Annotated in this window: 13 protein-coding genes; all 13 read left to right on the forward strand. The window is 42.3% G+C overall.

The window, feature by feature from the left end; genetic code table 11:
- A complete protein-coding gene (dnaA, locus tag AB1F57_RS00005; protein WP_167786137.1) occupies positions 1–1,416 on the forward strand; it encodes a chromosomal replication initiator protein DnaA in 1,416 nt (471 codons plus the stop codon).
- Positions 1,417–1,557: 141 nt separating this feature from the next.
- Entirely contained in the window at positions 1,558–2,694 is a 1,137-nt protein-coding gene (gene dnaN / locus AB1F57_RS00010; protein WP_167786138.1) for a DNA polymerase III subunit beta, read from the forward strand.
- A gap of 51 nt (positions 2,695–2,745) precedes the next feature.
- Positions 2,746–3,624, forward strand: coding sequence for a diacylglycerol kinase family protein (locus AB1F57_RS00015; protein ID WP_167786139.1), 879 nt, complete (start codon positions 2,746–2,748; stop codon positions 3,622–3,624).
- A gap of 9 nt (positions 3,625–3,633) precedes the next feature.
- Complete coding sequence (locus AB1F57_RS00020) at positions 3,634–3,837, forward strand: DUF951 domain-containing protein (RefSeq protein WP_105138548.1); 204 nt, start codon at positions 3,634–3,636, stop codon at positions 3,835–3,837.
- 101 nt (positions 3,838–3,938) lie between these two features.
- Entirely contained in the window at positions 3,939–4,295 is a 357-nt protein-coding gene (locus AB1F57_RS00025; protein ID WP_044687198.1) for a helix-turn-helix domain-containing protein, read from the forward strand.
- An 85-nt stretch (positions 4,296–4,380) separates the two neighbouring features.
- Complete coding sequence (ychF, locus tag AB1F57_RS00030) at positions 4,381–5,496, forward strand: redox-regulated ATPase YchF (protein ID WP_167786140.1); 1,116 nt, start codon at positions 4,381–4,383, stop codon at positions 5,494–5,496.
- A gap of 162 nt (positions 5,497–5,658) precedes the next feature.
- Complete coding sequence (gene pth, locus AB1F57_RS00035; RefSeq protein WP_167786141.1) at positions 5,659–6,228, forward strand: aminoacyl-tRNA hydrolase; 570 nt, start codon at positions 5,659–5,661, stop codon at positions 6,226–6,228.
- Positions 6,228–9,719 carry a transcription-repair coupling factor gene (mfd, locus tag AB1F57_RS00040; RefSeq protein ID WP_367985871.1) on the forward strand — a complete coding sequence of 1,164 codons (3,492 nt, stop codon included), beginning with the start codon at positions 6,228–6,230 and terminating at the stop codon, positions 9,717–9,719. The genes pth and mfd overlap by 1 nt, the downstream gene beginning before the upstream one ends.
- A 184-nt stretch (positions 9,720–9,903) precedes the next feature.
- The gene (locus AB1F57_RS00045; RefSeq protein WP_105111349.1) at positions 9,904–10,176 is read left to right on the forward strand and encodes an RNA-binding S4 domain-containing protein; all 273 of its coding nucleotides are present in this window, start codon (positions 9,904–9,906) and stop codon (positions 10,174–10,176) included.
- On the forward strand, positions 10,163–10,534 hold the full coding sequence (locus tag AB1F57_RS00050; protein WP_105111350.1) for a septum formation initiator family protein: 372 nt from the start codon (positions 10,163–10,165) through the stop codon (positions 10,532–10,534). The genes AB1F57_RS00045 and AB1F57_RS00050 overlap by 14 nt, the downstream gene beginning before the upstream one ends.
- Positions 10,531–10,659, forward strand: a complete 129-nt coding sequence (locus tag AB1F57_RS00055) for an SP_0009 family protein (RefSeq protein WP_254610581.1) — start codon at positions 10,531–10,533, stop codon at positions 10,657–10,659. The genes AB1F57_RS00050 and AB1F57_RS00055 overlap by 4 nt, the downstream gene beginning before the upstream one ends.
- Before the next feature lie 12 nt (positions 10,660–10,671).
- Complete coding sequence (locus tag AB1F57_RS00060; RefSeq protein WP_367985872.1) at positions 10,672–11,952, forward strand: serine hydrolase; 1,281 nt, start codon at positions 10,672–10,674, stop codon at positions 11,950–11,952.
- Complete coding sequence (gene tilS, locus AB1F57_RS00065; RefSeq protein ID WP_367985873.1) at positions 11,952–13,220, forward strand: tRNA lysidine(34) synthetase TilS; 1,269 nt, start codon at positions 11,952–11,954, stop codon at positions 13,218–13,220. The genes AB1F57_RS00060 and tilS overlap by 1 nt, the downstream gene beginning before the upstream one ends.
- The last annotated feature ends 6 nt before the right edge of the window (positions 13,221–13,226 follow it).

Below are 13,226 nucleotides of genomic sequence, written 5' to 3' on the forward strand. Positions count from 1 at the left end.
ATGGACAAGGAACAAGAATTTTGGAATCGATTTATTGAACTAGCACAGTCCAGTCTTTCCAATTCTGTCTACGAGCTACTGGTTGAAGAAGCGCGCCTGATTGAATTGCAGGATGGCGTTGCAACAATTTTTCTCGCTGGAACTAGCGACAGTATCCTGGCCAGTAAGAAAAAATTATGGAAACAAAATATTGAAGAACTGATACTGATTGCTGGTTTAGAAGTGTTGGGTGAGCAAATTTCCGTCACCTACCATACCTATCAATCTGTATCAGAACCCAAATCTGACAAGGCCTATAAAACTGATAAGGTCGTTACAACACCAGCAGAAGCAGATACTCCAGCTCCGATAGGCAAGCCCAGCAAATCCAGTTTTCTTCCGATTCAATCAGGCATCCAGCCCCAATACACCTTTGATAACTTTGTCCAAGGTGGTAGTAATATGATGGCCAAATCTGCTGCTCTAGCTGTAGCCCATTCACCTGGACAGCTCTACAATCCTCTCTTTATCTGGGGAGGACCTGGTCTTGGGAAAACTCACTTGCTCAACGGAATTGGTAACCAAGTCCTGGGAGACAATCCACACGCGCGTGTTCAATATGTCACATCTGAATCCTTCCTTAACGAATTTGTCAACTATCTCACCAAAAAAGAACTGGACATGGAAGAATTTAAGGAGCACTATAGAAATCTTGACCTGTTGCTCATTGATGACATCCAGCTCTTAAAGGGGAAGGCTTCAACACAGGAAGAATTCTTCCACACCTTTGATGCTCTCTTGAGCCAAGGAAAACAGATTGTCCTAACCAGCGATCGAAATCCAGATAGCCTGGATAATTTGGAAGACCGCTTGGTATCCCGCTTTAGTTGGGGAGCTACCTGCCAGATTTATCCACCAGATATCGAAACGCGCGAGGCCATCCTCAGAACCAAGTGTGCCACCTATCCATTTGAGTTTCCAAATGATACCCTGACCTATCTAGCAGGCCAAATCCAGTCCAATGTCAGAAATTTAGAAGGTATTCTCAAAGATATCAGCCTCCTGGCTGGAATGAGAAATTTGACCACTATCACCGTCGACATTGCAGCTGAGGCCATCCGAGGACGCAATCAGGCAGCACCAAAAAATTCTGTTATCCCAATTGAGACCATCCAGACTGAGGTCGGAAAATTCTACGGCGTTAGCCTCAAGGAAATAAAGGGAAGCAAGAGATTGCAAAATATTGTCCTAGCCCGCCAGGTAGCCATGTATCTAGCAAGGGAAATGACGGACAACTCCCTTCCAAAAATTGGCAAGGCCTTCGGTAATCGAGACCACACAACTGTCATGCATGCCTATAAAAAAATAAGGGACATGCTCAAGAATAACGAAAGCTTCCTGATTGAAATTACAAATATCAAAAACAAGATCCTGTAATCCCATACTTGTGCACAGTTTTCCACAAGTTGTAAACAAGCCTTTTTTCCTATTCTGATACGCTTGCTTACACTTTTCCACAGAATGCACAGGCTCTACTACTATTACTAACCCTTATTATATATAAATAAAGGAGAATCCATGATTCAATTTTCCATTAACAAAACTGTTTTCCTACAAGCATTAAATATTACCAAACGTGCTATCAGTACCAAGAATGCTATTCCTATTTTATCGACTGTTAAAATTGCTGTTAATACGGAAGGTATTAGCCTGATTGGTTCTAATGGTCAAATTTCTATCGAACACTTTATTTCTGTTCAAGATGAAAATGCTGGTCTTTTGATTAGCTCAACCGGAGCTATCCTTCTGGAAGCAGCTTTCTTTATCAACGTAGTTTCTAGCATGCCAGATTTAGTTCTTGATTTTAATGAAATCGAACAAAAGCAGATTGTCTTGACTAGTGGTAAATCTGAAATTACCCTCAAAGGAAAAGAAGCTGAGCAATACCCACGCTTACAAGAAGTGCCAACTTCAAAACCTCTGGTATTGGAAACAAAAGTCCTTAAGCAAACCATCAACGAAACAGCCTTTGCGGCCTCAACTCAGGAAAGTCGTCCAATCCTAACTGGTGTGCACTTTGTGCTAACAGATAATAAACAGCTCAAAACAGTGGCGACCGACTCCCACCGTCTCAGCCAGCGTAAATTGGTCTTGGAGACTGCAGGAGATGATTTCAATGTGGTCATCCCAAGCCGCTCACTCCGCGAATTTACGGCCGTATTTACCGATGAAATTGAAAAGGTAGAGGTTTTCTTCTCCAACAACCAAATCCTCTTCAGAAGCGAGTATATTAGTTTCTATACCCGTCTTTTGGAAGGGACCTATCCAGATACCGACCGTCTCATTCCAAAAGAATTTAAGACGACAGCTGTTTTTGACACCTCCCACCTCCGTCAGTCTATGGAGCGTGCTCGTCTCTTGTCCAATGCTACTCAGAATGGAACGGTGAAACTGGAAATTACCAAGGGTATTGTCTCAGCCCATGTCAATTCTCCAGAAGTAGGCCGCGTCAATGAAGAAATCGATACCTTGGACGTTTCAGGTGAGGATCTGGTGATCAGCTTCAACCCAACTTATCTGATTGAAGCCCTCAAAGCGACCAACAATGAGCAGGTGAAGGTGAGCTTTATTTCCAACGTTCGTCCATTTACTCTGGTGCCAAACAGTGAGGATGACGATTTTATCCAATTGGTAACCCCTGTTCGTACCAACTAATAACAGTAAAAGCGGCCATTGAGCCGTTTTTATGTTATACTAAAATTACCTATGATTGTACACATTTTAGCAAATCCAAATGCTGGCAGTCATTCTGCAGAGAGTATAATAGACCAGCTTAAAAAAACTTATCCACAAGTAGAATTTAAGACCTATCTGACCCAGGGTAAGCATGATGAGAAAGTTCAGATTCAAAAGATTTTAGAAGGCTATGGAGACGGGGATAGACTGCTCATTTTAGGTGGAGACGGTACGCTATCTAAAAGCCTGACGGATTGGCCAAGCCAACTACCTTTTGCTTATTATCCGACAGGTTCGGGCAATGATTTCGCCAAATCAATGAAAATCAGAGAGATAGATACTGTCCTAACTGCCCTCTTGACAGAAAAAACACAGTCTATTTGTGTTTTGAAGACGTACTTTGGGATTATTGTCAATAGCATGGATGCTGGTTTTGCTGCCCAGGTGATTGCACGCTCAGAATCCTCTAAGCTCAAAAAATGGCTTAAGCGCGTGAAAGTTGGCAAATTGACCTATCTGATAATGGCTATCAGAAGTCTTTTAGATGCGCAGTCCTTGACAGTGGACGCGGTCATTGATGGCCAGGAACAACAGTTGAAGAATCTCTTTTTCCTGTCTCTTGCCAACAATACCTACTTTGGCGGTGGTATCATGATTTGGCCGGAAGCCTCTGCTCATGAGCAGAAAATCGATCTGGTTTATATTGAAAACGGCCCAATTCATAGACGGGTGCTGGCCTTGCTCGATTTGGTCCTTAAGCGTCATAAGAAATCCAAATATATCAAACATCTCCAGTGCCAAACCATTTCTATCAAAACCAGTCAGCAAATCCTATTTCAAACGGATGGTGAAATGCTGGCGGGGACAGAGTGTGCATTGACTTGCCAAGAAAGAAAAATCTATCTATAAGGAGTTACCATGTATCAATTAGGAACATTTGTTGAAATGAAAAAGCCTCATGCCTGTGTCATCAAATCGACTGGCAAAAAAGCCAATAAGTGGGAAGTCATTCGTTTAGGTGCAGATATTAAAATCCGTTGCAGCAACTGTGACCATGTGGTCATGATGAGCCGGTATGATTTTGAGCGGAAAATGAAGAAAGTTCTTGAAAGCGAGTCCTAGTTGACAGTTTGCAACTGCTGGTTGAGAAAATTTCTAAAGTATTGCTAGTCAGCGACTCATGCTTAAGTTATACTGAATTTAGAAATCAGGAGGAATCTATCATGACTCAATTAGCCCAACAAATTCGAGCTTTACGCACAGCTAAGAATTTATCCCAAGATGGATTGGCAGAAAAACTCTATATTTCCCGTCAGGCTATTTCCAAATGGGAAAATGGTGAAGCAACGCCAGATATTGATAAACTGGTCCAGCTGGCAGAAATTTTTGATGTCAGTCTAGACTATCTGGTTTTAGGAAAAGAACCTGAGAACAATACCAAGGAAACAGGAACATATCAAACAGCAGAGCAAAAAATGGATATTTGGCAATTTATTGCTGGCTATTGGTGGATAGTGCTCTCTATTTTGGGATATTTATCTTGGTTTCTACCTCATATTTTGCCATCTATTTTTGGATGATACAAAGCTTGTTGATTCGCAAGCTTTTTTTCAAATTTTCTGCTATAATAGTCATGATTGAATTTTTATATGGAGAACTAAAAATATGGCTTTAACAGCAGGTATCGTCGGTTTGCCAAACGTTGGTAAATCAACCCTATTTAACGCAATTACCAAAGCAGGAGCAGAGGCTGCCAACTATCCTTTCGCGACCATTGATCCAAACGTGGGTATGGTGGAGGTGCCAGATGAGCGCTTGACCAAGTTGACAGAGTTGATTACACCAAAGAAAACCGTGCCGACCACCTTTGAATTTACAGACATTGCCGGTATCGTAAAAGGTGCCTCAAAAGGGGAAGGTTTGGGAAATAAATTCTTGGCCAATATCCGCGAGGTGGATGCCATTATTCACGTGGTTCGTGCCTTTGACGATGAAAATGTCATGCGGGAGCAGGGGCGTGAAGATGCCTTCGTTGATCCGCTTGCTGATATTGATACGATTAACCTAGAATTGATTTTGGCTGACTTGGAGAGTATCAACAAACGCTATGCGCGTGTGGAGAAGATGGCTCGTACCCAGAAAGACAAGGATTCTGTGGCAGAATTTGCCGTTCTCGAAAAAATCAAGCCCGTCTTGGAAGATGGTAAATCAGCTCGTACAGTAGCTTTTACAGACGAAGAGCAAAAAATTGTCAAGCAGCTTTTCCTCTTGACCACCAAGCCAGTCCTTTATGTAGCTAACGTTGATGAGGACAAGGTCGCTGACCCAGACGGCATCAAGTATGTTCAACAAATCCGCGATTTTGCAGCGACAGAAAATGCAGAAGTGGTAGTCATTTCAGCGCGTGCTGAAGAAGAAATTTCGGAACTCGACGACGAGGACAAGGCAGAATTCTTGGAGGCAATTGGTTTGACTGAGTCTGGTGTTGACAAACTTACTCGTGCAGCTTATCATTTACTTGGTCTTGGTACTTACTTTACAGCAGGTGAAAAAGAAGTCCGTGCTTGGACCTTCAAGCGAGGTATCAAGGCACCTCAAGCGGCCGGTATCATCCACTCAGACTTCGAAAAAGGATTTATCCGCGCCGTAACCATGTCCTATGATGATTTGATGCACTACGGCTCTGAGAAGGCTGTTAAAGAGGCTGGACGCCTTCGTGAAGAAGGTAAGGAGTACGTGGTTCAGGATGGGGACATCATGGAGTTCCGCTTCAATGTCTGATGCCTAACATTCGCTTATTCGTTGTTATCTCGTCTTGCCGTACTATCAGTACTGCCTGTGACTTTGATGCCTAGACTAAGCAAATGTTTAGCAATCAAAAAACAACTATAAAAATAGTAGGTTGGAAAGACTTCCAACCCTTTTGGTGTTTAAGGAGAAAAAATGACACGATTGATAATAGGTCTAGGCAATCCCGGTGACCGCTATTTTGAAACCAAGCACAATGTCGGCTTTATGCTGATTGATAAGATTGCTGCGCGTGAAAATGTGACTTTTACGCACGATAAGATTTTCCAAGCGGACCTTGCAACTACCTTTATTGACGGAGAGAAGATTTTTCTGGTCAAGCCGACGACCTTTATGAATGAATCAGGTAAGGCTGTTCATGCCCTGATGACCTACTATGGTCTGGATGAGACTGATATTCTCGTAGCTTATGACGATTTGGACATGGCTGTTGGAAAAATCCGTTTCCGTCAAAAAGGCTCGGCCGGTGGCCACAATGGTATTAAGTCTATCATCAAGTATCTAGGAACAGATCAATTTGACCGCATCAAGATTGGCATTGGTCGTCCTAAAGGCAAGATGAGTGTGGTTCATCATGTTTTATCTGGATTTGATACGGAGGACCGCATTGACATTGACCTAGCTCTTGAAAAACTTGACAAGGCTGTCAACTTCTATTTACAGGAAGATGACTTTGATATCATCATGAGAAAGTTTAACGGCTAATGAATATCCTGGATTTATTACACCAAAATAAGCAAATCAATCAGTGGCAGGCAGGATTGAATAAATCCACTCGCCAACTCATCCTAGGACTATCAGGAACCAGCAAGTCCTTGGTCATGGCAACTGCCTTTGATAGCTTGACAGAAAAGATTTTAATTGTGACGGCGAATCAAAATGAGGCCGAGCGCTTGGCAACAGATTTGTCAGCTATTATTGGTAGCGACTCTGTTTACAACTTCTTTACAGATGACAGTCCTGTTTCCGAGTTTATTTTTGCCTCCAAAGAGCGAACCCAGTCTCGAATTGATAGTTTGAATTTCCTACAAGACCAGACTTCATCAGGTATTCTGGTAGCTAGTATGGCTGCCTGCCGTGTTTTGTTACCTAGTCCTTCTGCCTATCAATCTGCTAGATTAGAACTTTCAGTTGGTCAGGAAATGGAAGTTGACACCCTTGTCAAGTCACTTGTCAATACAGGTTATAAGAAGGTTTCTCGTGTCTTGACCCAGGGAGAATTTAGCCAGCGAGGAGACATCTTAGATATTTATGATATGCAGGCTGAGCATCCTTATCGTCTGGAGTTTTTCGGTGATGAAATAGATGGCATCCGAACTTTTGACATCGATAGCCAGAAGTCTCTGGAAAATTGTGAACAGATTACCGTTTCACCAGCATCAGAAATGATTGTGACAGAAGAGGACTACCAACGAGCTATTCCTATCATTCAGAAAACGATTGAGCGTTCCAATCAAGAAGAACAGATTTCCTATCTCAAGGAAGTCTTGGCAGACATGCAGTCTTCCTACCGTCATCCGGATCTCAGAAAATTCCTGTCCTTCTTATATGAGGATAGCTGGACTATTTTGGATTACCTTCCAAAAGGTTCACCTATTTTTCTAGATGATTTCCATAAAATTTCTGATAAACAGGCCCAGTTTGAGAAAGAAGTTGCGGATGTCTTGACACAGGATTTACAGAATGGTAAATCAGTGTCAAGTTTGAATTACTTCGCGTCAACCTATGCTGATTTGAGAAAATACAAGCCAGCCACCTTCTTTTCTAGTTTCCAGAAAGGTCTGGGCAATGTCAAGTTTTACGGACTTTACCAATTTAACCAGCATCCCATGCAGGAATTTTTCCACCAAATTCCGCTTTTAAAAGATGAACTGGCTCGCTATGCCAAATCAAACAATACGGTCATTATCCAGGCTTCTTCTGAAACAAGTTTACAAGCTTTACAGAAATCTTTACAGGAATACGAGATTCATTTACCAGTCCATTCAGCATCACAATTAGTCGCAGGGCAGCAGCAAATCACCGTCGCTCAGCTGTCAGCTGGTTTTCATCTTATGGATGAAAAGCTGGTTGTCATCACTGAAAAGGAAATTTTTAATAAGAAAATCAAGCGCAAAATCCGCAGGACAAACATGTCCAATGCGGAGCGGATTAAGGATTATAGTGAGCTTTCTGTCGGAGATTATGTAGTCCACCATGTTCACGGCATCGGTCAGTATTTAGGGATTGAAACCATTGAAATATCGGGTGTTCACAGGGACTATGTTACTGTGCAGTATCAGAATGCTGACCGCATTTCCATTCCAGTAGAGCAGATTGACCTCCTGTCCAAATACCTGGCCTCAGACGGCAAGGCACCTAAGGTCAATAAGCTAAACGACGGTCGTTTCCAAAAGACCAAGCAGAAGGTGCAAAAGCAGGTTGAAGACATTGCGGATGATTTGATTAAGCTCTATGCAGAGCGCAGTCAGCTCAAAGGTTTTGCCTTTTCACCTGATGATGCCAGTCAAGAAGAGTTTGACAACTACTTTACACATGTGGAAACCGATGATCAACTTCGCTCGATTGACGAAATCAAAAAGGATATGGAGAAGGATTCGCCCATGGATCGGCTCTTGGTCGGGGATGTTGGATTTGGTAAGACAGAAGTAGCCATGCGGGCAGCCTTTAAGGCGGTCAATGATGGTAAACAGGTTGCAATTTTAGTGCCGACAACGGTCCTAGCCCAGCAACATTTTGCAAATTTCCAAGAGCGCTTTGCTGAGTTTCCTGTCAATGTTGATGTGATGAGCCGATTCAAGACCAAGGCAGAGCAGGAGAAAACGCTGGAGAAGCTCAAAAAAGGTCAGGTGGATATTATCATTGGTACTCATCGCCTGCTCTCCAAAGATGTGGTCTTTTCCGATTTAGGTTTACTGGTCATTGACGAGGAACAGCGCTTTGGTGTCAAGCACAAGGAACGCCTTAAAGAGCTGAAAAAGAAAATCGATGTCCTGACCTTGACTGCAACTCCTATACCTCGGACCCTGCAAATGTCCATGCTTGGAATTCGTGATTTGTCTGTTATTGAAACACCGCCAACTAATCGCTATCCTGTCCAAACCTATGTCATGGAAACCAATCCAACAGTCATTCGCGATGCCATTATCCGTGAATTAGACCGGGACGGACAGGTTTACTATCTTTACAATAAAGTTGACACCATTGAGCAAAAAGTTTCAGAGCTGAAAGAGTTGGTTCCAGAGGCCAGCATCGGTTATGTTCACGGACAAATGTCTGAAATCCAACTGGAAAACACCCTCTATGCCTTTGTGGAAGGGGAGTACGATGTTCTCGTTACGACTACCATTATTGAAACAGGGGTTGATATTCCAAATGCCAATACCCTCTTTATTGAAAACGCCGACCATATGGGACTGTCAACCCTCTATCAACTTCGTGGTCGTGTCGGCCGTTCCAATCGTATCGCCTATGCCTATCTCATGTATCGGCCTGACAAGTCCTTAACAGAAGTGGCTGAAAAACGCCTAGAAGCCATCAAAGGCTTTACAGAACTGGGGTCTGGCTTCAAGATTGCTATGCAGGACCTGTCCATCCGCGGTGCGGGAAATATTCTCGGTGCAGCCCAGTCTGGCTTTATTGACTCAGTTGGCTATGAAATGTACTCTCAGCTTTTGGAACAGGCCATTCTTGAAAAGCAAGGTAAAGCTGGCCAGCGTCAGAAGAGTAATACGGAAATCAATTTGCAGATTGATGCCTATTTGCCGAGTGAATACATTTCAGACCAGCATCAAAAAATCGAGATTTACAAGCGGATCAAGAACATTGACAGCCGTGTAAACTATCAAGAATTGCAGGAAGAGTTGGTCGATCGCTTCGGAGACTATCCGGATGTTGTAGCCTATTTGCTAGAAATTGGTCTCCTCAAATCTTATCTGGACCAGGTTTTCTGTCATAGTGTCCTTAGAAAGAAACAGCAGATTACAATTTCCTTTGAGCCCATGGCTGGTCAAATTTTCCTGACCCAGGATTATTTCCAGGCCCTATCGGTGACCAATCTCAAGGTCCAAATTGCAGAGAATCGGGGCCGTTTAGAAGTGATTTTTACCCTTCAAAAACAGAAGGATTATGAAATCTTGGAGGAATTGATCCAATTCGCAGAAAAATTGGCCCAAATTAAGTTAAGTAAAGGTTGATTGTGCCGAACTGTTTATTTCATTGAATGCATCAATTCTCATTTTCTTAGCAGGAGCAGTCATTTCAGCACTCATATTTTGGTGAGAGAGTTTCCAAACTCTCTTTTTACATTTTGGTAACAAAGTTATCCTATTCTACCAAAACCTTTAAAAAATGATATAATATTTAGTTGAGGTAATTCAAATGAGACTAGATAAATATTTAAAAGTATCCCGTATTATCAAGCGCCGGACAGTTGCAAAAGAAGTGGCAGACAAGGGCCGTATCAAAATAAACGGCATTTTGGCAAAGTCTTCAACGGATGTCAAAATCAATGATCAAATCGAAATCCAATTTGGAAACAAACTCTTGACAGTTAAGGTCTTGGAAATGAAAGACTCGACCAAGAAGGAAGACGCTCTGAAAATGTACGAAATCGTTAGCGAAAAAAGGATAGAAGCAGATGAAAAAATCTAAGGTTCTTCAAATCAGCAATCGTTTTATTGATGCTGAGAAGGAAAGATTTCACCGCAAAGAGCTAGAAAAACAACAAAAAAACCGTTTTTTAGCGACGGTCATTGTCTTGGTGATTTTTCTCTTTATGTTGCCAACCTATAATCTAGTGGCTACTCATCAGAAATTGAAGCAAAATGAAGCCAAACTAGTTGAATTGGAAAATCAGTACAAAGACCTTTCTCGTGAGAAGGAACTTCGTGACGCCCTAGTCAAAAAATTGCAGGATGAAGAATATGCTGCAAAATATGTCCGTGCCAAGTATCAGTTTTCAAAAGATGGCGAGTTTATCTACAATATTCCAGGATTATTGCCCAAATGACAGAAGATTTATTGAAAAATGTTGAGTTATTTTTGTCCTATTCCGATGACAAATTAGAAGAACTCACTGAAAAAAATCAACAGCTAAAAGTGTCCGTTGATCCACAACAAGAAATTTCCAAATAGAAAGAATGGAGAATGAAGGAAAAATTAGTCATACTCCTCTTGCCAATTTTATTTTCTGCAACCATTGTGGACAGCACAGAAGTCCCCTTTGAAATCACGCAAGAAGAGTACGTAACTTTCAATCAAAAAGAATACCAACCCATCTTTCATAGCCTACCTAGCAACCCGATTTCCCTGAAAGAACTCCATGTGTTTAAGGATATGGACCTGACCCACTATAGTCACAAGATAGGGCCTAATTCCAGTTTGGAACTAGCAGGTTTAGAGGTAAATAACCACCACCAGCAGGTTTTCACACTATCGGATGGCACCTATGTTTTGGCTAGTCAAGACCAAGTAGCAGATGACAGGATTTTAAACCAGGTAGGTCTTGAACAGACCTATTGGACCAAGGAGAATACTCGAATTTTAACCAGTCCTGTTTCTACAAAGCAGGATGAAAAAGAAAGTACCCTTCCTCCTTATCAGCCTGTTCAGGTTGACACACTCGTGAAGACACCGAGAGGTCAGTTTGTTCAGATTGTCGGCAAGGGCTGGGCTCTACTTGACCACTTGTCAACCCAAGATAATAGGATGGAAGGAGTTCAAAAACTCCTAGACACAAAATACAACAAAGACAACTACTCTATATATGTCAAGCAAGTGTCAAGTCAGTTAGAAGCAGGTATCAATCAGGATAAGATTCTATATGCAGCCAGTGTTTCTAAGCTTCCTACACTCTATTATGCCCAAAAACAAATTGATTTAGGGCGTTTTAAATTGACAGATAAGGTCAAGTATGTAAAGGAGACAGAGAACTTTGATGGAGCCTATGACCCTGCAGGCAGTGGATCCATCAGCAAGCGAGTTGACAATAAAGAATACCAAGTTGACGACCTGCTCAACCGTATCGCCAAAGAGTCTGACAATGTCGCAAGCAATATTGTCGGCTACTACCTGGCTGACAAGTTTAATCAGCAGTTTTACGATGACATCACCTCCATCACTGGTCAAAAATGGGACATGGTTACACGTGAAACATCTCCAAAAGTAGCTGGACTAATGATGGAAGCTATTTACCATCAAGGTGGGTTCGTACTTGATAGTCTCAAGGAAACCAGATTCGATGACCAGCGCATTCCCAAGGACATTCCGGTTCCGGTGGCCCATAAGATAGGTGACGCCTATGATTTCAGGCACGACGTTGCTCTTGTCTACACAGACTCACCCTTCATCTTGTCCATCTTCACGGACAAGGCAAGCTACGACGACATTTCACAAATTGCCAAGGATATTTACGAGATTTTGAAGTAATGAAAGAAAGATTTATAAAAGTGACACGCCAAGGTCACTTTTTTGATAAACACAGAAAAGTTTTGGTGGCTGTATCCGGTGGACTGGATTCCCTGACACTTTTGCAACTCCTATACGACAGCAGGGAGAAGCTAGATATCGAACTAGGCATAGCACATATCAACCACCAGCAACGACCAGAATCCCAGGAAGAGGAGAGCTATATCAAAGAATTAGCGACTCAACTACGACTTCCTGTTTATATTTCACATTTTCAAGGAGCTTTCTCGGAAAATGCTGCGCGGAAATGGCGCTATGACTTTTTCAAACAAGTCATGGACCAGAAAGGCTATACTGCTCTGGTCACGGGGCATCATGCGGACGACCAGGCTGAGACAGTTTTCATGCGGATTCTCCGCGGCAATCGACTGCGTCACATCTCAGCCATTCAGCCAGTCCAAGACTTCGGACCTGGCCAGCTGATTCGTCCCTTGCTGACCTTTCAAAAATCTGATTTTCCAGCAACAGTTCATTTTGAAGATTCTAGCAATACCAGTCCAGCTTATTTACGAAACCGTATCCGAAATACCTATTTACCACAATTGAGACAGGAAAATCCTCAGCTAGATAAGAATCTCCTCCAGTTAGCATCCGAAAGCCAACAGTTGGTCCAAGCCCTGCGTGATTTGACCAAAAATGTAGAAATCACCAACCTCCAGCACTTTCAGCAGCAAACCCAGGCTGTACAAAGTTTTCTTCTGGAAGAATATTTAGAACAATTTCCAGACCTTCAATTGACAGCTGCTCAGTTTGACCAAGTCCTCCATATTTTACGATCCAAGGCCAATTATCGTCACAGCCTAAAAAACGGCTACCAATTAGAAAAAGATTATCATCAGTTTTGCATCAGCAAAATCCAACCTCAGACGGATGAAGCACTAGCTCCCCTTGTGATAGAATCAGACGGTATCTTCACTTATGGGGACTACCTATTTTCCCTCAATCAACCACTGGAAGATGCCCAACAAATCCTTTATCTGCAACCAGATAGCCCCATTACCTTACGCAGTAGACAGGCAGGAGACAGCATTCTCATAAATGGTGTTCAGAAGAAACTTCGTCGCTGGTTTATTGACCAAAAAATTCCTCAGCAAGTACGACAAGAAGCCATAGTTGTCCAACAGGCTGAAAAAATTTATGGAATTGCCAATCTGCTTATCACTGATTTGAGTAAATCTGCAAAAAATGGTATAATGAAAGCTATCTTATATATCAAACAGAAAGAGTAAAACATT

The sequence above is a fragment of the Streptococcus nasisuis genome (assembly GCF_040836615.1).
Lineage (GTDB): Bacteria > Bacillota > Bacilli > Lactobacillales > Streptococcaceae > Streptococcus > Streptococcus suis_V.

Coding starts and splice junctions, on each gene's coding strand:
- dnaA (WP_167786137.1), top strand. CDS start 1: ATGGACAAGGAACAAGAATTTTGGAATCGATTTATTGAACTAGCACAG.
- dnaN (WP_167786138.1), top strand. CDS start 1,558: ATGATTCAATTTTCCATTAACAAAACTGTTTTCCTACAAGCATTAAAT.
- AB1F57_RS00015 (WP_167786139.1), top strand. CDS start 2,746: ATGATTGTACACATTTTAGCAAATCCAAATGCTGGCAGTCATTCTGCA.
- AB1F57_RS00020 (WP_105138548.1), top strand. CDS start 3,634: ATGTATCAATTAGGAACATTTGTTGAAATGAAAAAGCCTCATGCCTGT.
- AB1F57_RS00025 (WP_044687198.1), top strand. CDS start 3,939: ATGACTCAATTAGCCCAACAAATTCGAGCTTTACGCACAGCTAAGAAT.
- ychF (WP_167786140.1), top strand. CDS start 4,381: ATGGCTTTAACAGCAGGTATCGTCGGTTTGCCAAACGTTGGTAAATCA.
- pth (WP_167786141.1), top strand. CDS start 5,659: ATGACACGATTGATAATAGGTCTAGGCAATCCCGGTGACCGCTATTTT.
- mfd (WP_367985871.1), top strand. CDS start 6,228: ATGAATATCCTGGATTTATTACACCAAAATAAGCAAATCAATCAGTGG.
- AB1F57_RS00045 (WP_105111349.1), top strand. CDS start 9,904: ATGAGACTAGATAAATATTTAAAAGTATCCCGTATTATCAAGCGCCGG.
- AB1F57_RS00050 (WP_105111350.1), top strand. CDS start 10,163: ATGAAAAAATCTAAGGTTCTTCAAATCAGCAATCGTTTTATTGATGCT.
- AB1F57_RS00055 (WP_254610581.1), top strand. CDS start 10,531: ATGACAGAAGATTTATTGAAAAATGTTGAGTTATTTTTGTCCTATTCC.
- AB1F57_RS00060 (WP_367985872.1), top strand. CDS start 10,672: ATGAAGGAAAAATTAGTCATACTCCTCTTGCCAATTTTATTTTCTGCA.
- tilS (WP_367985873.1), top strand. CDS start 11,952: ATGAAAGAAAGATTTATAAAAGTGACACGCCAAGGTCACTTTTTTGAT.